The sequence below is a fragment of the Geoanaerobacter pelophilus genome, from assembly GCF_018476885.1.
Taxonomy (GTDB): domain Bacteria; phylum Desulfobacterota; class Desulfuromonadia; order Geobacterales; family DSM-12255; genus Geoanaerobacter; species Geoanaerobacter pelophilus.
The window spans coordinates 536,974-560,312 of the sequence record NZ_JAHCVJ010000001.1; the positions used below are offsets into that span (position 1 = coordinate 536,974).

The following is a 23,339-nucleotide window of genomic DNA, read 5'->3' on the forward strand; positions in this document are numbered from 1 at the left end:
GTGAGGTGGTATTTTTATCGTACAACGACGTCTGTTGTCAATAGTTTTGAATCGCTCATATGCCAAAAAGAAGAGCCCGCTCATCGCGGGCTCTTTCGGAAACATTATGATGCTTGGTGTTAGGCTGATGCGCCTTTCAGAAAAGCTCCAATCTGAGTAATCATTTTTTCTGCAACATTCCGGCTGCCAGGATCGTAAGAATTTGATTCAAGCTGGGCCTTGATCTGCGCAACCTTGTCAGCCCTGAACTGTTCAGCCGATTTCACCTCTGAGGCAGCTGCATTGATACTGTTGGCAGTCTGAGAGATGGACAGTTTATCCGACTTGCCGGCTCGGCTTGACTGCTCTGACTGTTTATTCGACTGTTGCTGTTGTTGAACCTGATTTACCGATTCATCGCGGATGAATGCAGGGTTTATCTGTTGACTGGTTGGCTCAATCCTCATTCCATCTCACCTCCGCAGTGCTAAATTATAATAAATATCGGCACCACTTGAAAAAACTTTAGTAAAAAAGTGATTTAATAGATTTTTTCTATCAATCATTCCCATTCGATAGTTGCTGGTGGTTTGGAAGAAATATCGTAAACTACCCGGTTTACACCCTTTACCTCATTGATAATCCGGCTGCTGATGCGGGCCATATCTTCATAAGGAAGGGGATACCAGCCGGCAGTCATGAAATCCTTGGTCTCAACCGCCCGCAAGGCGATAACATACTCATAGGTACGGCCGTCACCCATAACACCGACGCTCTTGACCGGAAGGAATACCGCAAAAGCCTGACTGATCTTGTCGTAATGCCCTGCAGCGTAAAGCTCTTCAATATAAATGGCATCTGCCCGGCGTAGAATGTCGGCAAACTCTTTCCTGACCTCGCCAAGAATTCTCACTCCAAGCCCAGGCCCTGGGAAGGGATGCCGCCAGACCATTTGATGCGGCAAACCAAGCTCCTCGCCGATGGCCCTAACCTCATCCTTGAAAAGCTCGCGAAGCGGTTCGAGCAGTTGCAGCTTCATGTAATCCGGCAGTCCGCCGACATTATGATGACTCTTGATGTTATGGGCCTTGCCGGTTTTAGCACCGGCAGATTCGATAACATCTGGATAGATGGTCCCTTGCGCGAGCCATTTGGCATCAACGATCCGGTTTGACTCCTCTTCAAAGATGTCGACAAAAAGATTGCCGATTATTTTGCGTTTCTTTTCAGGATCAGCCTCTCCAGCCAATGCCGAAAGGAATCGCTCCTCAGCATCCACCCGGATCACCTTTACCCCAAGGTTCTGGGCAAAGGTTGCCATTACCTGATCGCCTTCAGCAAGACGCAACAGTCCGTTATCAACAAAGACACAGGTAAGCTGATCGCCAATGGCCCGGTGAATCAGAGCTGCGGCGACCGATGAGTCAACCCCTCCGGACAGTCCCAGGATAACGCGATCAGTTCCGACCTGCTGACGAATACGCGCTATCGCGTCATCGATAATCTGCCCAGGTGTCCACTTGCCGGCACATCCGCACACCTTGCGAACAAAGGTATCGATCAACAGCTCACCGCGAGGGGTGTGGTTAACTTCAGGGTGAAACTGTACGCCGTAGTGATTTCGGGCAATATTCTGAATGGCGCAAACCGGGGCATTCGCCGTTAAGGCAACCACCTCAAAACCGGACGGTACCTTGCTGACGTGGTCACCATGACTCATCCAGACCGGACTTTTTCCTTCCACGAAAAAACCGTCGAAAAGAGGACCCGGAGTCCCACCGGCCAGGAGGTCCGCGTGGCCGAACTCCCGCTTGCCAGCTGGAATCACCTCACCGCCGAAGTGACGACTCATCAACTGCATGCCGTAACATATCCCCAGTACCGGTACGCCAAGCTCAAACAGCTCTTCCGCAACAGACGGGGCACCCTCTTCATATACCGACTTTGGACCTCCGGACAGGATGATCCCATTCGGAGCAAAAGTTCGAATGGCAGCAATATCCATATCAAACGGATGAAGTTCGCAGTAAACATGGGCCTCACGCACCCGACGGGCAATCAACTGGGTATACTGGGAGCCAAAATCTAGAATCAGGATTTTTTCACTATGGATGTCAGTCATCAGTTGCCGCCTACACGATAATTTGGCGCCTCTTTGGTAATCGTTACATCGTGCACATGCGACTCTTTGAGCCCGGCGCCGGTAATCCTAATAAAACGGGCCTTCTGCTGCAGGTTCCTGATATTGGTGCACCCGGTGTACCCCATCCCTGCCTTGAGCCCGCCTATCAACTGATGGATATTGATCGACAACGGTCCACGCAACGGAACCATCCCTTCGATCCCCTCAGGAACAAGCTTGACCTCGCTCTCCACATCACCCTGGAAGTAACGGTCCTTGCTCCCTTCCTTCATCGCACCGATAGACCCCATGCCCCGGTAGCTCTTGTAGGTTCGACCCTGATAGAGAACCGTGTCGCCAGGCGACTCTTCAGTCCCGGCGAAAAGTGAGCCGATCATCACCACATCGGCTCCTGCGGCAATGGCCTTGGTCAGATCTCCCGAATACTTTATGCCGCCGTCGGCAATAATGGAAATGCCGTATTTGCGGGCGACCTTTGCACAGTTGCTGATGGCGGTTATCTGGGGGACACCGATCCCGGCGACAACCCTGGTGGTGCAGATCGAACCGGGTCCGATGCCAACCTTGATCGCATCGACCCCGGCTTTGATCAGCGCCTCTGCAGCCTCGGCAGTAGCGATGTTGCCGGCAATCAGCTCAATACCGGGGAAGTTCAACTTTGCATCGCGGACCGCATCAATAACGCCCTGCGAATGGCCATGCGCCGTATCAACCACAACAACATCCACTCCGGCCTTGACCAGTGCATCAATCCTGGCATCCATGTCCGCCGTAGGGCCAACCGCGGCACCGACCCGCAGACGGCCCAGGCTGTCCTTGCAGGCATTGGGGTACTTCCGGACCTTCTCGATATCCTTAATGGTGATGAGCCCTTTCAGGTTGCGCTCATTATCGACAACAAGCAGCTTCTCCACCCGCGTATGCTTGAGATGCTCCTTGGCTTCTTCCAGCGTAGTCCCGACCGATACTGTCACCAGATTCCGTTTGGTCATCCTTTCGGAGATCAACAGATTCATGTCGGTTTCAAAACGAAGATCCCTGTTGGTGAGAATTCCGACCAGTTTACCGTTCGGCTTGGTGATCGGAACCCCGGATATCCGGTACTTGGCCATCATATCCAAAGCCTCGCCTATCCTCTGGTTAGGCCGCATAGTGATTGGGTCTACGATCATGCCGGACTCGCTCTTCTTGACCTTGTCCACCTCCATGGCCTGATCGGCAATCGAGAGATTCTTATGGATAAAGCCGATCCCCCCCTCCCTGGCCATGGTTATGGCAGTGCGAGCCTCGGTTACGGTATCCATTGCCGCACTTACCAGCGGGATATTAAGGGAAATGTTCTTTGTCAGTCGGGTTGACAGTTCAACATCGCGCGGCAACACCTGGGAGTGTGCAGGGACAAGCAGTACGTCGTCAAAGGTAAGTCCTTCAAGAATAGTCTCGTCCAGCATGGGAGGCTCCTTTATCCATGGGTTAACGATACACGAACGGGGCGGAATAGGCCAATGGCTGAATATCCCACCCCGCAAGATGATTAACAGAAGAAATTAGTACAGGAATTACTGCAAGTCAAGGAGAAAGGGGTTATAAAATTCCCATAAAGTCTCCGCCATTATCTCGGAATAAAAAGAGATTTATCCTTGATTTTCGACAGCACCGCAACGATCAGCTTTACGGCGTTATCCAGGTCCGACAGCGACAGCACCTCAACCGGTGTGTGCATGTAGCGAAGCGGAATCTTGACCAGTGCCGTAGCAACCCCGCCCCGGGAGATCTGCATGACATTGGCGTCGGTGCCGGTTGCGCGGGGAATGCCGGTAAATTGAACCGGGATTTTCTGCTCCTCAGCAGTCGAAGCAAGCAGATCGAACAACACCGGGTTGATGTTGGCGCCACGGGGGAGGATCGGCCCCTTGCCGATTTTGACATCACCATTATGCTTTTTTTCCACATCGGGCTGATCTGTGGCAAAGTCAACCTCGACACAGATGCCGATATCAGGGTTTACCGTGTAACTGCTGGTGGTGCCGCCGCGCAGTCCAACCTCCTCCTGTACTGACGATACTCCGTACAGATCAACGGACAGTTTCTTTTTGGCGGCAGCAACCTGGCGCAGCACCTCGGCAACCACAAAACTGCCGGCCTTGTCGTCAAAACCGCGGGAGGTCACCCGGTCACCCTGAAGCCGCTCGATCCCAGCGGCAAAGGTTATCGGGTCACCAACCCGTACCAGCTTTTCGGCTTCTTGCCTGGTCGCAGCCCCGATGTCGATATACTGGCTGTCAAGCTTGGTCACAGTATCGCGATCCTTCGGCTCCATCAGGTGAATCGGTTTGCGACCGATTACTCCCGTCACGTCACCCTTCCCCGCATGCACTATAACCCTCTGGCCAGGGGTAAGGTGGGCGTCAACACCACCGATGGCCCCGAAATAGATAAAGCCGTTGTCATCGATATAGCGAATCTGCAGACCGATTTCATCGGAGTGGCCAACCAGCATCACCCGCGGCCGATCCTTTCCAGTCCCTTCGATCATCCCATAGACATTGCCCATGACGTCAGTTGTCACAATGGCAGATTTCTCAACGTACGAACGGAATACCCGCTGTGCCGGCTGTTCGTAACCCGATGGGCTTGGCGCTGCTACCAGCTTTGAAAGAAATTCAAAAGATTCATTGCGCATATTCAATACCTCTTTTCTGTAATTTCAGATCGGCAGCTTGTTCATCTGCGAGGGGTCGAGGTTCTCCAGAAAGTCGGCATACCTGCGTTCATTATTTTCGCTTAGCACCACCTCGTCATTGAGGGCATAACGGGTTGCCCAGTCAATCAAGCGTGAAGAGACCATGAGAGGAAGTTTCCGGCTCAGTACCACGTTCAATGCCTCAGCGAGCCCCACAGCAACAACCTCCTCATTGCCAGAAGCAGACAGACAGACATGGGCAACAATGTCACCACCATCATCCATGTCTACAATGACGCGAGACAGCGACAATTCGAGCTTTTTCAGCAGAGAGTCGAGAAAATCCGACCGGCCTTCCTTATTGGCAAGATCGCGACAGAGCAGATCAGCAGCTATGGACACTCCATCTTTGAGGCTGATCCAAAGGGGGACGGTATTTGCCCCCTCGGTATCTTTGAGCAGCACTACCGGCCGTTGCGAAACGCTATCTATGGTGAATCCGTAAACCGTCATCTCAACATACATAAATGAAAAGCCTCCGACAGCAATGTGTCCCGGTCAGTGCCCAGTGACAAGCCGTCCCAGTAGCGAGTTCTGATATCCTTCTATGATTTCGACATCTGCCAGGCTGCCGACCAGCGAAATATCGCCGTCGAAATTCACAATCTGATTGTAGCTGCTTCTGCCGAAGATCTGGCCAGGGCGTCTGCTTGCCCGTTCAACAAGAACCTTCTGAACCGAGCCGACCTGGGCCTTGTTAAACTCGCGGGTAATCTTCTTCTGGACCTCGGCCAGACGGTCCAACCGCTCCAGCTTGAGGTCATACGGCAAGTCGCCATCGAACTCTGCCGCAGCAGTGCCAGGCCTCTTCGAGTAAATAAAGGAAAAGATATCGGTGTATCTGGTCTCCTCAACCAGGGACAGAGTTTCGGCAAAATCGGCTTCGCTCTCACCGGGGAACCCCACGATAATATCGGAGGTTATGGCGATATCCGGCCTGGCAGCCCTCAGCGCCGCCACCTTGTCCAGATAATCCTGCCTGGTATACCCCCGGTTCATCCTGGCCAGCACAGCACTACTGCCAGCCTGGGCCGGGAGGTGGATATGGCCGCACAGCTTGGGTAACTGGGCAAAGCAGTCGATCAACGGCCTGGTTATATCCTTGGGATGGGAAGTAGTAAACCGTATGCGCTCAATGCCGACGATGTCAGACACCATCCGGAGCAGCCCAGCAAAATCGGGCTGATCGGGGTCGTTCAGCCCATAAGAATTGACATTCTGCCCAAGCAGGGTGATTTCCTTCACTCCATTGGCAGCCATCTGACTGATCTCGGCAATGATATCCGCTGAGCGGCGACTGATCTCGCGCCCCCTGACATATGGCACAATGCAGTACGAGCAGTAATTGTCGCACCCTTGCATGACCGTCACAAACCGGGTGACCCCTCCCGGCTGGTCATCGCTGGGAAACAACCCCAACCTGGTTTCATTGTCGATGAAGTCTGTTTCCGAAAGGCGCCGCCCCTCTTCTGCCGCAAGCACGATCTGGGGAATGCGGTGCAGGTTATGAGTGCCGAAAACCAGATCAAGATAGGGCACCTTTTCCAGGAGACGTTCACCTTCCTGCTGAGCGACACAGCCCCCGACACCAAACAGCAGGGATGGTTTCTTTCTCTTAAGCGGTCGCAGATTCTCCAGCTGCCGGTATACTTTTTCCTCGGCCTTTGCCCGTACGGTACAGGTGTTCAGGATAATCAGGTCTGCAGCAGTCGATTCCTCCGTCAACTGATACCCTACCCCGGCAAGCAGTGATGCTATTTTCTCTGAATCGCTCACATTCATCTGACAACCGAATGTTTGCAGATAGAGAAACTTCGGACTTTCCATATTCCCCTCATTAAACTGTAAGCATTGCCATGGATAGTACGCAATCTCCACCGCAGCCGTCAATAGCGTTTGCCATTTAATCGAGCGCAACCGCTGCTGGTCTGTCTGTAAAAGCCATAGTTGCTGTTGCTTTTGACCACCTTTTGTATTACTATGCACAGCCATTGCAAAGCGGCATTAAATCTATCTAACACCGATAAGGAGTCACACCCGAGATGCTTGGTATAATGCGTAAATACAAAGAATCAGTTGTAATCAAGGTGGTCTTTGTCATCATTGTCGCCTCTTTTGTCGGAACCATGTTCCTGGTCTGGGGTGAAGGCGGCTCAGGTGGCGGCCCGAAGAGCTATGCAGCCAAGGTCAACGGCGGGAAAATCTCCATCGAGCAGTACCAGCGCTCATATTATCGCCTGAGAGGGATCTACGAGCAGCTCTACGGAAAATCGATCCCAGCTGAGCAGGAAAAACAGCTGGGGCTGAAAAAGGCTGCCCTTGATAACCTGGTGGATGCCCTTCTGGTCAGCCAAGAAGCAAAGAAAATGGGGATCAAGGTTAGCAAAGACGAGATCGTCGCTGCTGTTGCCGCTGTCCCGGCCTTCCAGAAGGACGGGGCCTTTGACTTCAATATTTACCAGCAGACGCTCAAGTCCAATCGCATGACGCCCCAGGAATTTGAAGACAGCCAGGAAGAGGAGTTGATGATCAAGAAGGCCCGGCAGAAGATATCCGATAAGGCCCAGGTTAGCGACGACGAGGCTTTGGCAGCATTCAAGAAGAGAAACGACAAAGTCGACCTGCAGTTCGTCTCTTTCTCCCCGGCTGAAGTTCGCGGCGAAGTGAAGCTGAGCGAACAGGAGCTGACCGCCTATCTCCAGTCCCACCAGGACCAGTTCAAAACCCAGGAACAGATCAGTATTTCCTATGCAATGGTAGATCCGGCCAAGTTCATTGCCAAGGTTACGGCCACCGATGAAGAGATCCAGACCTTTTACCAGCGCAATATCGACCGCTACCAGGGCAAAGGGGGCATCCTCCCTTTTGCTGAAGTAAAAGAGCAGGCCAAGGCAGACGCGATCAAGGCAAAGGCGGCAAAGCAGGCATATGAAACAACTGCCGATGCCCTTAATAAGAGCATCAAGGGAGCAGATCTTACCGCTGCAGCAAAAAGCCTTGGCGTACCGGTAAGCGAGACCCCACTGTTTACTGCTATTGATCCTCCGGCACAACTGGCCGGCGAGGCCGACCTGATCAAGCGCTCGTTCATGACCAAGCAGGGCGAACTTGGTGGACCAATCGAAACCAAGAAAGGTATCTACATCGTCAAGCTCAAGGAGCGTAAACCGGCAACAGTGCCGCCCCTGGCAGAGATAAAGTCCCAGGTTGAAGCTCGCGCCGCCATTGATAAGGCCCAGGAGCTGGCCAAGAAAAAGGCCGAAGAGGCGCTTGCCGCTTTTGCCAAGAACACCGCACCAGCAAAGGTCCAGGAAACAGGCGCATTCGCCTTTTCCGAAAAAGCGCCGATCATTCCCAAGATCGGCGGCTCTCCGGAAATCATGGAGGCTGCTTTCAATCTGACCAGCCAGGCCCCGGCAGCAAAGACACCATTCAAGATCAACGACCGCTGGTATGCCGTTAAGCTTAAAACCCGTATTGCCGCCGACACGAAAGCCTTCGAGCAAACCAAGGAGGAACTGAAGAAGGAACTCCTCCCCAAAAAGCAGCAGGAAGCGCTTGCCGCCTGGGTCAAAGAGCTGAAGGCCAAGGCAAAGATCGAGATCAACGCAGCACTGCTGGCTGAGTAACGGCAGCGACTTTTACAATACAATACAGGAGTCTTGATATGAGCAAACCAATCCTGCAGACCGAATTTCCTGATCTCAAGCTTGCCGGTCGCGGCAAGGTCCGGGACATCTACGACATGGGCGATACGCTGCTTATCGTAACCTCCGATCGGATCTCCGCCTTTGACGTCATCATGAACGAGGGGATACCGGATAAAGGATATGTCCTCACCCAGATATCAGCTTTCTGGTTCCATCAGATGGAGGATATCATCCCCAACCATATCATCTCCACCGACGTGAAAGATTTCCCGGCTGAATGCCAGAAATACGCTGATCAGCTGGAAGGCCGCTCCATGCTGGTTAAAAAAGCCAAGCCGCTCCCTGCCGAATGCATTGTGCGCGGCTACTTGTCCGGTTCGGGGTGGAAAGATTACAAGGCAACCGGCTCGGTATGTGGCATCAAACTCCCGGAAGGGCTGTTGGAGTCATCCAAGCTACCGGAGCCGATCTTCACCCCTTCCACCAAGGCGGAACTCGGTACCCACGACGAAAACATCACCTTCGAGCAGATGGTCGAGATGTGCGGCAGAGAACTGGCTGAAAAGGTCCGCGACGTCACCCTCAAGATCTACAGCAAAGCTCGGGATATCGCTGACAGCAAAGGGATCATCATTGCCGATACCAAGTTCGAGTATGGCATTTACAACGGGGAATTGATCATCATCGACGAATGCATGACCCCGGATTCCAGTCGCTTCTGGCCCAAGGACGGCTACAAGCCAGGCGGCGCCCAACCCTCATTCGACAAGCAGTATCTGCGCGACTACCTGGAGACGCTCGATTGGGACAAAACCGCCCCGGCGCCAGATCTGCCGGAGGAAGTCTACCGGAAGACCGGCGAGAAGTACATGGAGGCGCTGGTAAAACTTACCGGCAAAGGGAAGTAGCCCCGATTACCCATAAAAAAGCCCCGGTTTCCCATAAGGAACCGGGGCTTTTCTGTTGCCAATAGCCAATTCACAATCGTGCATCCAGCCGCCGGAAATACTCGTTCCGGCACCAGTTTTCAACCTCGACCAGGGCGCGAAACGCCTCGGCAAAATCCCGCCTGCCAATGGTAAAGACCCCGTGCCCGTAAACCAACGCCCGGCCCGGCCCGCCGATCACCGGCGGCACCCGCTTCGCCAGCCCCCCGGCACCGATCTCGCCGGCAACCACCGGTGTTCCGCCCATGATCCGGACCTTATCACAGTCCCGCCAGCAGTCGGTCACGGCGCAATGCTGCTCTTCGCAGACCATGCTCATCACCACGCCGAATTTCGGATGGCCATGGAGAATGGTCAGGGCATCGCCGGTCTCATAGACCCGGCGATGGGCGGCAAGCTCGCTGGAGGCGGTAATGCCGGTAGTGGATGAATTTCCGAACGGCACCGGATCAATGCACCCTGCCAGTTCGTCCAGGCTGGAGGCGGTCTGAGAGATGTAGATCATGTCGTTATTGCGGCAGGAGATATTGCCGAAGAAGGAGTCCACCAACCCCCGCTCTACCGTGTACCTCCCGACCCGCGCCATTTCGTCGAGAATCGTTGCATGGTCAGTCAGCGGCCCGTCGCGGAACGTCAGCCCCTCGGCAGTAAGCGGCTTCAGCCAGTTCGTGCGGAACTCCCGGAACGCCTCGGCCTCGCCGGGGAGCAGAAAGCCCGCGGTAAGGAGGTCTTCGAGATATTTGACAAAAGTCGAGTGAAACACCGATGACCAGTTAATGAACGCCTGTTCCACGGTCAGGGCGCCGTTGGCAATGATGCCGACCCCTTCGACGATGACGCCTTTCCTGCTGCCCAGGATCGTGGCGATACGCTCGGCAGGGTCCCCCTCCCCCAGTTCCGAGGCGCGAATGAACGGGATATCGTGGAGAAAGGTCCGGGTCTCGGTGTCGCGCGGGATAATGGCAGTGTCAGCAAGCGGGGCGCGGGCCACGAGATAATCGGCAAACGGCAGCGACGGCGCAGCAACCACCAGGGCAAGACAGTTGAGTCTGGCCAGGATGCTCTCAGCAAGCACCGCCAGGGAGTGTTCCCCGTCCGAAATGACCACATCGTCCTTGGCGCTAAAGGCGATTCTCTCCGGCTGTGCCGAGCGGTCGGCCAACAGCTTGGCCTTATATTTGGCGATCTGATCGATCATGGCTGACGCTCCAGCCAGTGCGAATCTTCAAAAGTCCCTTGTGAGGTCAGCCCCCGGATTCGATAATACTTTTGCAGCTCCTCGTCAAACCGGCTGCGGTCGATCGCTGGGACCTCGATCCCTTCGCCGCTGGAACCGGCCTCGCTAAAGAACCTTTCCGGCAACAGGTCATCGCTTATGGTAAAGCCGTTTGCGCAGTTATAGAAGCGCTCGGTCAGGCAGATCCGGTCACCGATCTCTTTCAGCGACTGCGGGGTATACTCCACCCCTGTGGTTGCACTGAGCAGCTCGGCATATTCCTCCAGGGTCGCGCCGAAGAAGGAGAACTTGCAGGCAACCAGCGAGTCAACCGCGGCATTGGTGTCCTCGGCGATCTTGATGATCCGTGCCTTGCCCGAGAAGGAGAAGCGGTCGGTCGGCACCGGCTTTCTGAGGATCTCGTGGGAGATCGGGTAGGCGCGCAGGTGACAGCCGCCGCGGTTGCTGGTGCAGTAGGCCAGGGCCATGCCGTAGGCGCCGCGCGGATCATACGCCGGGAGTTCCAGCGACTTGACGCTCATGGAGAGCTCGGGACGCCCAAGCTCTTCCGCCAGGCGCCTGGAACCTAACGCCAGGGCCTCGCCGTCGCCCCGCCGGAACGCCGCATCTTCCAGCAGCCCGGAAAGTTCTTCGGCAACAGGGAAACGCCCATGGGCCTCGCCCCAGGCCGAGATGGTGGCCGCAACGGTGATGGTGTCCATGCCGAGTTCATTACACAGGGTATTGGCTTTGACAATGGCAGAGAGATCGGCAATCCCGTTCAAGCCGCCGAAGTGCGAAACCGTCTCGTACTCCGGTAGGTGTTCCCCCTTCGGAGTGCTCTTCTTGCACTGGATCGGGCAGCCGTAGCAGCCATCCTTCTTTGCCTGGAAATCACGCTTGATCGCCGGGCCGGAATAGTTTTCCGAAGCGGCAAACACGGTCTTGCGGAAGTTCTCGGTGGGGGCCATCCGCCGCTGCCGCATCAGGTCGACCAGGGCCGGGGTGCCGAACTCGGCAATCCCCAGTTCGCCGAAAATCACCGGGGAAGCCCGGAAGAGCCGCATCACGTCCGCCCTGGCATGGTCGAACCGGTCGGGATCAGCGATGACAAGCTTGGCGTCGCCATTCACAGTTACCGCCTTAAGCCCCTTGGCCCCCATCACGGCGCCGAGGCCGCCGCGGCCGACCGAGTTCCCCTCGCCCATCATGATATTGGCGTAAAGCACGCCGTTCTCGCCTGCCGGACCAATGGCAGCCACGCTGCCGTGCTCGGCAAGCAGCGCAACGGTCTCTTTCACCCGCTTCCCCCAGAGCTCGGCAGCTGGAAGCAGTTCGGCATTCTCTCCCTTTATCGATAGCACCACTGGAGCAGCGCTGCGACCGATAATCCGTAGAACATCGACTCCTGCTGCTTTCAGTCGCCAGGCAAAACGCCCGCCGGCCGAGCAGTCGTAGATGGTCCCGGTCAGGGGCGAGCGCGACACCACCGCCAGCCGCGCCGCAGTGGGCGCTGGAGTGCCGCAGAGCGGCCCCACGGCGAAGATCAACGGCATCTCGGGATCGAACGGGTCGAGCCGGTAAGCGCCGCGCATCAGCCTGACGCCGAGCCCCCGCCCGCCGAGATACTCGTGTAGAAAGTGCTCGGGGATCTTCGAGCGCCAGATCCGGCCTGAGGTCAGATCAACATTGAGTATGTTTCCAGTCCAACCGTGCATGACGCTCAGAGCAACTCCTTCTTCCCCTGGCGCTCCAGTTCCTCGACCACCTTCTTCACATCCTGGGCGCGGTCGAGCGGGCAGACCAGCAGCGCGTCATCGGTGTTGACCACTGCCAGATCACTCACCCCGACCAGCGCCACCAGCTTGCCGCTGCCGTTCACCAGGCAACCTTTGGCATCGATGGCGATCAAGCGGGTGTCGTTCATTGCCACGTTACCGTTCGTGTCTGCCTCAAGCAGTGCCGGCATGGCGCTCCAGCTACCCACGTCGCTCCAGCCAAACTCGGCCGGCAGGACTTCCACCTTTTCGGATTTTTCCATGATGCCGTAATCGATAGACTCACTAGCAATCCGGCCATATATGGCCTCGATCTGGGGCTTGAGATCGGCAATCTCCCAGATATCGCTGCCGGAATCGAGGCCGTCCAGCTCCCGGTACAGTTCGGGCATGTGGCTTGACATCTCTTCCAGAATGGTATCGGCCCGCCAGAGAAACATGCCGCTGTTCCAGTAAAAACTACCGGCTTCCAGGTATTCCAGCGCCTTCTCCAGGTTGGGCTTTTCCACAAACCGCTTTACCGGATAGGGACCGGCACCCCGATAGGCCTTGTCCGCCTCGATATAACCGTAACCGGTCTCCGGCCTGTCCGGGGTTATCCCCAGCGTTACCAGATAGCCGTTGAAGGCCGGTTCCCGTGCCGCCAGCAGCGTTGCCCGAAAACGCTCTTCATCTGCGATAAAATGATCGGCAGGCAGTACCACCATCACCCCCTGCGAGTCGTGGCGGGCGATCACGGCAGCGGCCAGCCCTATGGCCGGGGCGGTATTACGCCCCACCGGCTCGGCAATGATATCGAGCGGCACCCCCTTGACGTAGGCAAGCTGCTCTGCTGTTGCAGCTGCCTGTTCCGCATTGGTAATCACGAGGATCCGTTTCGGCTTCAGCGGCAACACCCGGTCAATCGTCCTCTGCAGCATGGACCTGCCGCCGAATACCGACATCAACTGCTTGGGAGTCCGCTTGCGGGACAGTGGCCAGAAGCGGGTGCCGGAGCCTCCGGCAAGGATTACTGCGTACATGTCTATCTCCTGAAGTGTAGTGGAACCAGTCTGAAACTAAGCTGAATGCATTTCCTGACTGAGAACGACAGTGCCTTCGATACCGGTCTTGGGGAGGGTAAAGGTAAAGGTGGTCCCTTCCTCTGCCACGCTCGAAAAAGTGATTTTCCCCTTGAGGTACCGCTCGCCGAACAGCTTGACGCTGTAGGTCCCCATGCCGCGGCCGCTCCCTTCTTTGGTGCTGAAGGAACGCCGGAACAGCTGCAACTGTACGTCGCGGGGGATGACTCCGGGGTTATTGACTGAAAAGATCACCTCATCGTCGGTATCAGAGCAGGAGAGGGTTACCACCCCGCCAGCAGGCGTTGATTCAAGGGCATTTTTCACCAGGTTGCCGAGGATGCGCCGCAGGATCTGCTGGTCGGTGATCAGCATGCCGTGGCACACCTCTCCCAACTGCAACGTACGCCCTTCCGCAACTTCGTGATTCGCATAAAGGGCCTGGACTTGGGCAACCAGCTCACTTACCTCGACAATCCCCAGTTCCGGTTTGAATTCGCCGCGCTCTGCCTCCATAAGCCTTCTTTGATGCAACACCTCTTCGATAAGCTTCTTGGAAAGCTCCAGCATCCAGCGGCGATATTCCTGCTCCTGTTCGGGGGAGAGCCCTTGGATCGCTCCGTTGAGAAGTTCGGCAACTCCATGAATACCTCCGACCGTGTTCAGGACATCGTGGAAAAAGAGCCGTTCCAGAACGCTACGCCGCTTTTCGGCGCTGATGTCCCGCAGCACCAGCAGCGTTACCGGCATATTATCGATGACTGCATAGGTCGCCGTCACCTCAACATCCAGATGGCTCTCTTCGGCATCCCCCAGCAGGACCTGGCATTCCTGGACAGACTGGCCTTTGGTCTCCTGGCAGAGGAGCACCGACTGCAATGAGCCGCATACCGAGCAGTGTGCCCCGGCACCGCAACCAAGCGGGCTTTCACCGGAGAACAGGCAACCGAGAACCTCGCCCGGCCGCTGACCAAGCACCTTTTCAGGGGTAAGCCCGAAGACAGCCATCAGCTTGGCATTCACCATGATGACCCGGCGGTCGCTATCCATGATCATGGCCGGGTCGGGTATGGCATCCAGCAGAACCTTCAGCACATTGGAAATCGGTTTTTGAAAAACGTTAGATTCTTCAGAATGCCGCTGTGAGGCTGACTCTGCCGTAGATGCAGTGCTAATTTCCATCGGCGCCCTTCCCCTGTCGATACTGTTTGATCCCTTTTTCAAATGTCTGATCGATAATATTGCGCTCACTCTTGCCGGTATAGTAATCCCTATAAACCGGGATCAGCCAAGCCGCTAGTGCTGCGATTACAGCCAGCACCACCAGGGCAACGCCGATCTTCCTAAGGCGTAACCTGGCCAGCTCTTGCGGGGTTAGCGGTTCGTCCTGTAACAGGGGCCGGTTTTGGCTACCGGTCAACTGCTGGATCTGCTGGAGCTGTTCCAGGGAAATGAACCTGATAATGCTTTCACGATCACGTTCATCGATAAAGTAATACTGCATGGCAGTGTAGTAAAACGGCTCCACCGAAGAGCTGCTCAGCACCGGTGCGGTCCAAACCACTTCGCCGACAACTTCCAGGATATTCGGCTTGGAGAACGGAATAAAGAACTGCATCGCAATCCGGTCTCCGGGATAGAAAAGCTGGGGAAGCTTGAGACGTATGCCGTTACCGCTGATATTGGCAGCAACAGGCTGGAGCTTGACCTTGAAGGTTTCGCGCATCGACTGGAAACGGGATAACTGATCCTGGGAGAGCGGCTTCATCATCGGCACGGCTTCGTTGATTTCACTCCAGTGCCAGGCCCGGAAAAGCCGGGCATCGTCCCACTGCTCACGGATATCACGACCCGTCATGGACCGGCATGAATGCCAGGCCATCGGCAGATAAGTCGCTATGCGGAAGAAATTGCGGCGCTCATAGATCAGCACCTCGCTGATCAGCCTGAGAGGAACTACCCGGCGGCTGGCTTCCGCAACCACAATGCCACGGCAGCAAAGACCGGACCCTTCCTTGCCGGTGACCAGGAGAAAAATGGTCCCGACCTCGATCTTCATCTCTTGCGGCAGGATGTCGCGGGAGAGACGGAGCTGGATATAATCATGCTCCATCTCGATAATGATCCCCCACTCACGGAAAATATTGCCGCTTGCCAGGGGGATATCGATCCCTACCCTCATTCCTACCTGATAATGCTGAGAGTAATCAATGGTGCCATTTTCTTCCATAGTTCCCCTTACCGGGCCGAGAAGAGACCTCCCGCAGCACCGCTCCTACTCAGACCCTTCGGCCTCGCACCGGTTGAAATCATCCTGGAAACGGACGATATCGTCTTCACCCAGATACTCGCCGCTTTGCACCTCAATGATCACCAGAGGGATCATCCCCGGGTTTTCCAGGCGATGGTTTTCCCCGATCGGAATAAAGGTAGATTCATTGATGTTGACCATGAATTCATTCTCGCCGCAGGTCACTTTTGCCGTGCCGGAAACCACTATCCAGTGCTCGCTCCGGTGGTGGTGCTTCTGCAAAGAAAGCCGCTTGCCGGGTAATACCTCTATCCGTTTGATCTTATAGCTTTTGTTCTCTTCAAGGACGGTATAAGTCCCCCAAGGACGCTCGCCACGCTCCATATCAGTCATCCCTTCCTCAACTTAAGATATTGCTTCAACGCCTCCCGCCAAGGCTGCGGCACAAAACCCGCGTCTGCCGCAAGCTTGCTGCAATCAAGTGTCGAATACAGCGGCCGCCGGGCCGGACGATTCAATTGCTCAGTGGTGAGCGGATTCAAGCGGATGCTAAGCCCGGACTCCTCGAAGATTGCCCCGGCAAAATCATTCCAGGAGCAGAAACCGCTGTTGGCCGCATGGTAGATCCCGGTGCAGTCATGCTCGACCAGTTCCCTTATAGCCCGGGCCAGGTCTACGGTCCAGGTGGGGGAGCCGATCTGGTCAACAACCACGGCCAGTTCATTCTTCTCTCCTGCCAAGCGCAGCATGGTCTCGACAAAGTTTTTTCCATGAACCCCATAAAGCCACTGGGTGCGGACAATCAAGTGGTCAGGGTTGAACTTGGCGTTCATCTCTCCGGCCAGCTTGGATTCGCCGTACACCGACAGCGGGCCCGGAGCGTCGTCTTCCAGGTATGGCGATCCCTTGCCGCCGTCAAAAACGTAATCAGTGCTGACCTGCACCAGCTTGGCGCCGACAGTCCTGCTTGCCATGGCAAGGAACGCCACCCCTTCGCCGTTTACCTGCATTGCCAGCTCCGAGTTGCTCTCACAGCCGTCCACATCGGTATAGGCTGCGGCATTGACGACAATCCGCGGCTTAGTGCGCTCAACAACCTCCAGGACCGACTCAAAAGAGGTGATATCAATATCAGGCAGGTCAACCCCCTGCACCGCGCCGTTAAGCTCCTGCATCAGATCATGGCCGAGCATGCCGTTAGCGCCGACAACTAAAATCATTGTATCTCCCCTATCTCTCACCATACTGCTTTGCGTAATACTCCCGGTAGGCGCCGGAAGTGACCTGCTCCACCCACTCCTGGTTGGCCAGATACCAGTCGATAGTCTCGGCAATGCCTGACTCGAAGGTGTATGACGGCTCCCAGCCCAGTTCCTGCCGCATCTTCGAGGCGTCTATGGCGTAGCGTCTGTCATGGCCGGGCCGGTCCTTGACAAAGGTTATCAGTCCCCGGTTCTCGCCATTCTGCCTCCCAAGCCTGCTGTCCAGCAGGTCACAGACCAGGTTGACGATGTCGATATTCTTCCACTCGTTGTTGCCACCGATGTTGTAGACCCCGCCGCTCTGCCCTCCCTTGAGCACCGTCTCGATGGCTACCGAATGGTCCTTGACATGGAGCCAGTCGCGGATATTCAACCCATCGCCGTAAACCGGCAACGGCTGGCGATTGATGATATTGCGGATCATCAGCGGAATCAGCTTCTCCGGGAAATGGTACGGGCCATAGTTGTTGGAGCAGCGGGTGTTAAGCGTCGGCATGCCAAAGGTCTCGTGATAAGCCCTCACCAGAAGATCGGCACCGGCCTTGCTTGCGGAATACGGTGAATTGGCGGCCAGCGGCGTCTCTTCGGTAAAGAACCCCGTATCTCCCAGGCTGCCGTAAACCTCGTCCGTAGATACTTGCAGAAAGCGGAACTGCGGCACAACCCCTGCCTGCCAATGCTTGCGCGACTCTTCCAGCAGCACCTGGGTTCCCAGAACATTGGTGCGCACGAAGATCTCCGGTCCGGTAATGGAGCGGTCCACATGGGACTCTGCGGCAAAATGCACTACAGAGTCGATCTGCGCTTCAGCCAGCAAGCTGCTCACCAGGGCGGCGTCGCCGATGTCGCCGCGGACAAAGCGATAGTCCGGGTTCCCTTCAACCCCTTTCAGGTTCTCCAGGTTGCCGGCATAGGTCAGGATATCCAGGTTTACCACCCGGCACCCCGGATTGCGGGCCATGAACGAGTGGATGAAATTGGAACCGATAAACCCGGCCCCTCCGGTCACGAGAACCGATTTTGCTGAAAACTGCTCCGGCATGGTCATTACCTCTCTCAATCAATAATTCATTCCACTAAGCGCGCTGCAGCTGACTTTTAAAACACCTTAACTTTACCAAGCCCGCCAATTCCCGCAAGAGAGAAGTTTACCAGGAATTCGCGGTTGTCAGGCCGGTCACGGTAGGAAGCGGTGATGCTCCAGCACTGATGACGGTACTCCAGGGCGAAAAACTTTTCCAGGAAATCCCGGCGGTCAAAGGAATAGCGACCGGTGTACTGAAAGACAAAGGGGGTGAAAAGATTTACCGACAGCTTTCCCTCAAGGTAATCAAGCGCCCCGGCAATCCTCCGGTAACCAATCCCCGCTTCGTTTCCCTTACCGTCGTTCAGGGCTGCCGAAATCGCAGAGCCGGTAACCTCGGCATGGTACGTGGAGAAACGGCTGTCGGTTTCTATGGCAAGCATCTTAAGGGGACGGGCAACCGCTTCGAGCCTGATATCGGTGAAGCGGCGCTGTTCATCGGCAGGATCAAGCAGGTCGCGGCGTCCCCCACTCAACTGGTATCCCTGGCTGAGCCTGAAGTTGAAGAGTTCCGAGTACTCGGCTCCGGCCAAAGTCTCGAAACGACCGGTGACGGAATTGCTGAGCGACCAGGAAACCAGGTTCTGGCCGACAACCCGGTCATCGTAGTCGAAAAACGGCAGATCACCCTGGCCTTTTTCCTGAATGAATGAGTAGTCCAGGGCCGGCGTGATGGTATGCCTGATCCTTTTCAGATTCGTGCCCGGGACATCGAACAGCCCGGAAAAGCTTGCCGATCCTCTGGCGCCTGCCACGGCAAGCCCGGTCTCCCTTGCGCCTTCGCCTTGGCCGCCTGTTGCCTGATAAAGCCGCTGCTGGTACCCTCCCCAGCCTGACAACGATAACCCTTCGGACAGATCGGCATAATAAGAGACCAGAGGCTGCACCGTGAACCTTTGGCCTGTGACCCCTTCCCTGCGGTAGAAATTGGTAAAGCGGCTGTCGATCCCTGCATACAAAGGGAGCGTGCCCAGCCGTTGCCCAATACCGGCCAAAGTCAACTCCGGCAGCCGCTGCAGGGTCCGCTGGTTCTCGGTGCTGTCGAGATCGTTGACAATGCGTGTCTCTCCGGCAAGATACCAGTTATGCCACCGCTTGGTTAAAGATATCGACGAATCGAGGGCCTGTCGGTTGTAGTCACCACTGGCTTCGGAAAAATCGCGGAAAAACGAACGGTCGGTGGCAAGGTTGAGATCAACATTGAAATCGCTGTCAGTGGTGATGACCTCCTTGATGCCGGCCCCCACATTGGCACGTTCCCGGGATAGTGTCGTGTCGTAGATCGTATAGGCGTTAATATCGCCATGGCTGTCGTTCTTCCCCAGCCACGCACCCTGTACGCCGGTGCCGACCCCTCGCTTCAGCTGGATGTCCAGATCGAACAGGACCTCGGCGCTGGTGGACAGTACCCAGTAAAAAGGGATGTCAGCAAAAAACCCTTTCTTGGTGGAACTGCCGAGCCGGGGAAAAAGAAACCCGGTCTGGCGCTCGCGCTTTACCGGGAACAGCACATAGGGCGTATAAAATACCGGAATATCTGCTACCGAAAACACGACATTGCTCCCGGTGGCAACCCCCTCCATGGTAAGATCGAGATCGTCGGCGCTGAATTTCCATGAGGGCGGATCAGCATCACAGGTGGTAAAGGACCCCTTTTCCATCCGGTACTGGTCATCGCCAACCTTTTCTATCAACGCCCCCTTTACCCTGAGATTCCCCTCGGTGGTCCTGAGAGTGCTGTTGGTCGCTACCCCTCGCCTGGAATCAAGGCCAATCTTCAGGCTATCCGCGGTCAAGGTATCATCGTTCCTCAGCAGTTTGACCTTGCCTGAAGCTGTTGCTGCTTTCCCCTGGTCAACATACTCCACCCGGTCGGCAAACAGGGTGTAATCCTGCCATTTGACCGTAACATCCCCCGAGGCATTCAAGGTTTCACCGGAACGCTCCTGGACTATGGAATCAGCGGTAATTTTAACCAGCCCGTTCGATTCGGCTGATGCCGTGCCGGTCAGCACGGCGATAACCAGCGCTCCGATGATTGACGGAACAACCCTTACGACGTCTCTCATCCCCGCACCAGTTCGCAGGACCTGCCCAGAAGAGACGCCCTGGCCTCGCCGACTGTAAATAGCGAACCGCAGACCAGCACCAGATCGTCCGTTGCGGCATTCGCTACAGCTACCTTCAAACCATCACTGACCTCTCCGGCGACATGGCATGTGATCCCCATACCATTAATAATTGCGGCAAGCTCATCTGCAGGCATCGCCCGGTCCAATTTCGGAGCAACAGTAACAACAACAGAGACCAACGGGAGCAGCGGTTCAATAATGGCGGCAACGTCCTTGTCCTTCATCACCCCGATTACCATGACAATCCGTTTGCCGGGAAAATCGGCAAGCGCTTCGGTAAGGACCCGGCTGCCGCCGGGATTGTGGGCGCCATCAAGGATAATAGCAGGAGTTCCTTGGAACAGCTCCATCCGACCAGGCCAGGCGGCATGTGAAACCCCGTGCCGCATGGCATCGGTATCAGTGACAAACCCATGCCCGGTAAGCAGTTCGGCAGCGCAGAGAGCACAAGAAGCGTTCTCTGCCTGATGCCTACCCAGGAGGGACGGCTCCAGGGCAGTAATACTGCCGTTGATTCCCCAGTAATCAAGGAGCTTGTCGCGCCACATGGCAGTAAATTCCCGCCCGGCAACATAAAGCGGGCTGGATTCTGCTGCTGCCTGCTGCTCGATGACCATCATGGCGGCCGGCTCCTGACCGGCGCTGACCACCGGCCGGCCGGGACGAATAATGCCTGCCTTTTCCCGGGCAATGGCGGCAATGCTGCTGCCGAGATATTCGCAATGATCAAGGCTTATCGGCGTTATGATCGACACCAGGGGATTGGTAATGTTCGTTGAATCGAAACGCCCTCCCATGCCGGTCTCCAGGACAGCAAGGTCAACCCCCTGCTCGGCGAAATAGAGCAGCGCCATGGCGGTGACTATTTCAAAAAACGTTGTCTGAGGTGGCGCGGCAGCCTGTACCATCCCGGCCAGCCTCACGACGTCGTCTTCGGAGATCTCCGAACCATTGACCTGGATTCGTTCGGTAAAACTGATGAGATGGGGAGAAATGAAAAGGCCGACCCTGTGCCCTGCAGACGAAAGGATGGCTGAGAGAAATGCCGCGGTTGAACCTTTGCCGTTGGTCCCGGCAATAGAGACCGTCCTGATCCCTTTGTGCGGATTGCCCAAGGCTGAAAGCAGTGCAGATATGCGTTCAAGCCCTGGCTTGATGCCGAAACGCGCCAGCCCGTAGATTTGGTCGAGAGTCTCCTGATAAGTCATGACAGGCGCGATTATAGGGAAACAAGGCGTGAAAGTCGAGGAATTTGGAGGGAGAAGCGTGACTTATGGAACAATCCTCCGGGGGAATCCCCCCGGAGGATTGCCGTAGACTAAGCAGCAGAACGATAGAGCATCGACAGGAGATTGGCAACTGTCTTGCGCATATCCTTGCGCTCGACAATAATATCCACCATGCCATGGTCAAGAAGGTACTCGGCGCGCTGGAATCCTTCCGGCAGTTTCTGGCGAATGGTCTGCTCGATTACCCTGGGTCCGGCAAAACCGACCAGCGCTTTCGGCTCAGCGATGTTGATATCGCCGAGCATGGCAAAGCTGGCGGTGACCCCGCCGGTTGTCGGATCGGTAAGGATCGACAGGAATGGCAGCCCTTTGGCCTTGAGCTTGGCAAGTGCGGCAGAGGTCTTTGCCATCTGCATCAGAGAAAGAATGCTCTCCTGCATCCTCGCCCCACCAGAGGCAGAGATGACAATTACCGGAGTATGGTTATTTATGCCCCGCTCAATGGAACGGGTGATCTTCTCGCCAACAACGCTCCCCATGCTGCCACCCATGAACGAAAAGTCAAAGACCGAGATATCGACCGGTATCCCTTCGATTTTCCCTTCGCCGCAGATGACAGCGTCCTTTGAACCACCCTTGGCCACGGCAACATCGATCCGGTCCTGATAGCTCTTGGAATCCTTGAATTCCAGAAAGTCCACCGAAACCATGCCGCTATCATGCTCGGTAAAACTCCCGTCATCGAGGAGAATTTCCAGTCTTTTGCGGGCGCTGATCCGGAAATGGAAGGAACATTTGGGACAGACGTTGAGGTTATTCTCAATCTCTTTCGAGATGATTACCTCGCCGCAGTTCGAGCACTTGGTCCAGAGCCCCTCGGGAACCTTTACCTTTTTTTCATCAGCCGGAGAAGCCGGACCTTTCGCTTTTCGGAACCATGCCATGAAATATCTCCTATTTAAGGCGAACTCAATTTTTTCAGTATGAATAAAAGCGGTTGTTAGCAGAATTTGGCTACAGAGTCAAGAAAAGCCTGACCAGCTGTCAGTTCATCCCCTTTTTCAGGGCAGCGACACTTTCGCCAAGTATTTTCTCAAGTTCCGCACCCTTATGCCGCTCGAAAAGCTTGACCAGAGCGCTCCCGACCACGACGCCATCTGCGATCGCTGCGAGTTGGCCCGCTTGCTCCGGTGTTGATACACCAAACCCGACAACCACAGGCAATTTTGTGCGCTGCCTGATAGCCGATACGCGGTCGGCAACCGAAACTTCTACCTGTTGTCTGGCCCCGGTCACCCCGGTGACCGAAACATAGTAAAGGAACCCGCTTCCCAGAGAGAAAACCCGTTTCATCCGTGCCTCGTCAGAGGTGGGGGTCAGCAGGAATATGGTGGTTATCCCGGCGGCATCGGCAAGCTTTCTAAACACACCCGCCTCTTCCGGCGGCAGATCGACCAGCAGCACCCCGTCTACACCCGCCCTGGCCGCATCAGCAACAAACCGCTCCAATCCATACTGGAGTATCGGATTGTAATACCCCATCAACACTAGCGGAATCTGGGTCTTGAGCCGTACCTTCTGCACGAGTTCCAGAATCCCTGCCAGCGTTGTCCCGCTAGCAAGCGCCCTCTCCGAAGACAGCTGGATGGTCGGACCGTCAGCCATCGGGTCGGAAAATGGGACGCCAAGCTCGATAATGTCGGCTCCGGCGTTTTCCAGCAATGGAATCAGCTGTCCGGTGGTTTCAAGATCAGGGTCACCGGCAGTAATAAAGGTGACCAGCGCCTTCTTCCCCTCCAGCTGCAGCCGCTTGAATGTTTCAGGAATTCTCGACATGAATCAGCCCCCGATTTTGCATTAAAAA

At 55.7% G+C, this 23,339-nt stretch carries 20 protein-coding genes; 2 read left to right on the forward strand and 18 right to left on the reverse strand.

The window, feature by feature from the left end:
• Nucleotides 1–119 precede the first annotated feature (119 nt).
• From flgM to miaB, 6 genes are all read right to left on the reverse strand, one after another.
• The gene (gene flgM, locus KI809_RS02540) at nt 120–446 is read right to left on the reverse strand and encodes a flagellar biosynthesis anti-sigma factor FlgM (RefSeq protein WP_214169937.1); all 327 of its coding nucleotides are present in this window, start codon (nt 444–446) and stop codon (nt 120–122) included.
• A 95-nt stretch (nt 447–541) separates the two neighbouring features.
• A complete protein-coding gene (gene guaA / locus KI809_RS02545; RefSeq protein ID WP_214170483.1) occupies nt 542–2,104 on the reverse strand; it encodes a glutamine-hydrolyzing GMP synthase in 1,563 nt (520 codons plus the stop codon).
• Nucleotides 2,101–3,573, reverse strand: a complete 1,473-nt coding sequence (gene guaB, locus KI809_RS02550) for an IMP dehydrogenase (protein ID WP_214169938.1) — start codon at nt 3,571–3,573, stop codon at nt 2,101–2,103. Before guaB ends, guaA begins: the two co-directional genes overlap by 4 nt.
• A gap of 161 nt (nt 3,574–3,734) precedes the next feature.
• Nucleotides 3,735–4,805, reverse strand: coding sequence for a M42 family metallopeptidase (locus KI809_RS02555; RefSeq protein WP_214169939.1), 1,071 nt, complete (start codon nt 4,803–4,805; stop codon nt 3,735–3,737).
• 24 nt (nt 4,806–4,829) lie between these two features.
• Nucleotides 4,830–5,330, reverse strand: a complete 501-nt coding sequence (locus KI809_RS02560) for a bifunctional nuclease domain-containing protein (RefSeq protein WP_214169940.1) — start codon at nt 5,328–5,330, stop codon at nt 4,830–4,832.
• A 33-nt stretch (nt 5,331–5,363) separates the two neighbouring features.
• Nucleotides 5,364–6,692 (reverse strand): tRNA (N6-isopentenyl adenosine(37)-C2)-methylthiotransferase MiaB, encoded by a 1,329-nt coding sequence (gene miaB, locus KI809_RS02565; RefSeq protein WP_214169941.1) that lies wholly within the window; start codon nt 6,690–6,692, stop codon nt 5,364–5,366.
• Nucleotides 6,693–6,907: 215 nt separating this feature from the next.
• On the opposite strand from miaB, the gene KI809_RS02570 reads away from it, so the two are divergent.
• A complete protein-coding gene (locus KI809_RS02570) occupies nt 6,908–8,494 on the forward strand; it encodes a SurA N-terminal domain-containing protein (protein ID WP_214169942.1) in 1,587 nt (528 codons plus the stop codon).
• A 38-nt stretch (nt 8,495–8,532) separates the two neighbouring features.
• Nucleotides 8,533–9,423, forward strand: coding sequence for a phosphoribosylaminoimidazolesuccinocarboxamide synthase (locus KI809_RS02575; RefSeq protein WP_214169943.1), 891 nt, complete (start codon nt 8,533–8,535; stop codon nt 9,421–9,423).
• A gap of 70 nt (nt 9,424–9,493) precedes the next feature.
• On the opposite strand, the gene KI809_RS02580 is transcribed toward KI809_RS02575, so the two are convergent.
• The 12 genes from KI809_RS02580 to trpA all read right to left on the reverse strand — a co-directional run bounded on the left by KI809_RS02580 (nt 9,494) and on the right by trpA (nt 23,311).
• Complete coding sequence (locus KI809_RS02580; RefSeq protein WP_214169944.1) at nt 9,494–10,660, reverse strand: class II aldolase/adducin family protein; 1,167 nt, start codon at nt 10,658–10,660, stop codon at nt 9,494–9,496.
• Complete coding sequence (locus KI809_RS02585) at nt 10,657–12,396, reverse strand: aldehyde ferredoxin oxidoreductase family protein (RefSeq protein WP_214169945.1); 1,740 nt, start codon at nt 12,394–12,396, stop codon at nt 10,657–10,659. Before KI809_RS02585 ends, KI809_RS02580 begins: the two co-directional genes overlap by 4 nt.
• Nucleotides 12,397–12,401: 5 nt before the next feature.
• Nucleotides 12,402–13,478 carry a mannose-1-phosphate guanylyltransferase gene (locus tag KI809_RS02590; protein WP_214169946.1) on the reverse strand — a complete coding sequence of 359 codons (1,077 nt, stop codon included), beginning with the start codon at nt 13,476–13,478 and terminating at the stop codon, nt 12,402–12,404.
• A gap of 36 nt (nt 13,479–13,514) precedes the next feature.
• Complete coding sequence (locus KI809_RS02595; protein ID WP_214169947.1) at nt 13,515–14,699, reverse strand: sensor histidine kinase; 1,185 nt, start codon at nt 14,697–14,699, stop codon at nt 13,515–13,517.
• The gene (locus tag KI809_RS02600) at nt 14,689–15,747 is read right to left on the reverse strand and encodes a PilZ-like domain-containing protein (RefSeq protein WP_214169948.1); all 1,059 of its coding nucleotides are present in this window, start codon (nt 15,745–15,747) and stop codon (nt 14,689–14,691) included. Before KI809_RS02600 ends, KI809_RS02595 begins: the two co-directional genes overlap by 11 nt.
• A 45-nt stretch (nt 15,748–15,792) precedes the next feature.
• The gene (locus tag KI809_RS02605) at nt 15,793–16,152 is read right to left on the reverse strand and encodes a cupin domain-containing protein (RefSeq protein ID WP_214170484.1); all 360 of its coding nucleotides are present in this window, start codon (nt 16,150–16,152) and stop codon (nt 15,793–15,795) included.
• 5 nt (nt 16,153–16,157) lie between these two features.
• Complete coding sequence (gene rfbD / locus KI809_RS02610) at nt 16,158–16,988, reverse strand: dTDP-4-dehydrorhamnose reductase (RefSeq protein WP_214169949.1); 831 nt, start codon at nt 16,986–16,988, stop codon at nt 16,158–16,160.
• A gap of 10 nt (nt 16,989–16,998) precedes the next feature.
• Nucleotides 16,999–18,072, reverse strand: coding sequence for a dTDP-glucose 4,6-dehydratase (gene rfbB, locus KI809_RS02615; RefSeq protein ID WP_214169950.1), 1,074 nt, complete (start codon nt 18,070–18,072; stop codon nt 16,999–17,001).
• Nucleotides 18,073–18,128: 56 nt separating this feature from the next.
• The gene (locus KI809_RS02620) at nt 18,129–20,183 is read right to left on the reverse strand and encodes an LPS-assembly protein LptD (RefSeq protein ID WP_214169951.1); all 2,055 of its coding nucleotides are present in this window, start codon (nt 20,181–20,183) and stop codon (nt 18,129–18,131) included.
• Nucleotides 20,180–21,454 carry a bifunctional folylpolyglutamate synthase/dihydrofolate synthase gene (locus KI809_RS02625; RefSeq protein ID WP_214169952.1) on the reverse strand — a complete coding sequence of 425 codons (1,275 nt, stop codon included), beginning with the start codon at nt 21,452–21,454 and terminating at the stop codon, nt 20,180–20,182. The genes KI809_RS02620 and KI809_RS02625 overlap by 4 nt, the downstream gene beginning before the upstream one ends.
• A 110-nt stretch (nt 21,455–21,564) precedes the next feature.
• The gene (accD, locus tag KI809_RS02630; protein ID WP_214169953.1) at nt 21,565–22,419 is read right to left on the reverse strand and encodes an acetyl-CoA carboxylase, carboxyltransferase subunit beta; all 855 of its coding nucleotides are present in this window, start codon (nt 22,417–22,419) and stop codon (nt 21,565–21,567) included.
• Between the two features lie 100 nt (nt 22,420–22,519).
• Complete coding sequence (gene trpA, locus KI809_RS02635) at nt 22,520–23,311, reverse strand: tryptophan synthase subunit alpha (protein WP_214169954.1); 792 nt, start codon at nt 23,309–23,311, stop codon at nt 22,520–22,522.
• Between the last annotated feature and the right edge of the window lie 28 nt (nt 23,312–23,339).

What these genes read in the sequence shown, in the direction of transcription:
- KI809_RS02555 (WP_214169939.1), bottom strand. Translation starts at nt 4,805, where the DNA reads ATGCGCAATGAATCTTTTGAATTTCTTTCAAAGCTGGTAGCAGCGCCA.
- rfbB (WP_214169950.1), bottom strand. Translation starts at nt 18,072, where the DNA reads ATGCCGGAGCAGTTTTCAGCAAAATCGGTTCTCGTGACCGGAGGGGCC.
- trpA (WP_214169954.1), bottom strand. Translation starts at nt 23,311, where the DNA reads ATGTCGAGAATTCCTGAAACATTCAAGCGGCTGCAGCTGGAGGGGAAG.
- KI809_RS02625 (WP_214169952.1), bottom strand. Translation starts at nt 21,454, where the DNA reads ATGACTTATCAGGAGACTCTCGACCAAATCTACGGGCTGGCGCGTTTC.
- rfbD (WP_214169949.1), bottom strand. Translation starts at nt 16,988, where the DNA reads ATGATTTTAGTTGTCGGCGCTAACGGCATGCTCGGCCATGATCTGATG.
- miaB (WP_214169941.1), bottom strand. Translation starts at nt 6,692, where the DNA reads ATGGAAAGTCCGAAGTTTCTCTATCTGCAAACATTCGGTTGTCAGATG.
- guaB (WP_214169938.1), bottom strand. Translation starts at nt 3,573, where the DNA reads ATGCTGGACGAGACTATTCTTGAAGGACTTACCTTTGACGACGTACTG.
- KI809_RS02620 (WP_214169951.1), bottom strand. Translation starts at nt 20,183, where the DNA reads ATGAGAGACGTCGTAAGGGTTGTTCCGTCAATCATCGGAGCGCTGGTT.
- KI809_RS02595 (WP_214169947.1), bottom strand. Translation starts at nt 14,699, where the DNA reads ATGGAAATTAGCACTGCATCTACGGCAGAGTCAGCCTCACAGCGGCAT.
- KI809_RS02600 (WP_214169948.1), bottom strand. Translation starts at nt 15,747, where the DNA reads ATGGAAGAAAATGGCACCATTGATTACTCTCAGCATTATCAGGTAGGA.
- KI809_RS02605 (WP_214170484.1), bottom strand. Translation starts at nt 16,152, where the DNA reads ATGGAGCGTGGCGAGCGTCCTTGGGGGACTTATACCGTCCTTGAAGAG.
- KI809_RS02590 (WP_214169946.1), bottom strand. Translation starts at nt 13,478, where the DNA reads ATGTACGCAGTAATCCTTGCCGGAGGCTCCGGCACCCGCTTCTGGCCA.
- KI809_RS02575 (WP_214169943.1), top strand. Translation starts at nt 8,533, where the DNA reads ATGAGCAAACCAATCCTGCAGACCGAATTTCCTGATCTCAAGCTTGCC.
- KI809_RS02580 (WP_214169944.1), bottom strand. Translation starts at nt 10,660, where the DNA reads ATGATCGATCAGATCGCCAAATATAAGGCCAAGCTGTTGGCCGACCGC.
- KI809_RS02585 (WP_214169945.1), bottom strand. Translation starts at nt 12,396, where the DNA reads ATGCACGGTTGGACTGGAAACATACTCAATGTTGATCTGACCTCAGGC.
- flgM (WP_214169937.1), bottom strand. Translation starts at nt 446, where the DNA reads ATGAGGATTGAGCCAACCAGTCAACAGATAAACCCTGCATTCATCCGC.
- KI809_RS02560 (WP_214169940.1), bottom strand. Translation starts at nt 5,330, where the DNA reads ATGTATGTTGAGATGACGGTTTACGGATTCACCATAGATAGCGTTTCG.
- accD (WP_214169953.1), bottom strand. Translation starts at nt 22,419, where the DNA reads ATGGCATGGTTCCGAAAAGCGAAAGGTCCGGCTTCTCCGGCTGATGAA.
- KI809_RS02570 (WP_214169942.1), top strand. Translation starts at nt 6,908, where the DNA reads ATGCTTGGTATAATGCGTAAATACAAAGAATCAGTTGTAATCAAGGTG.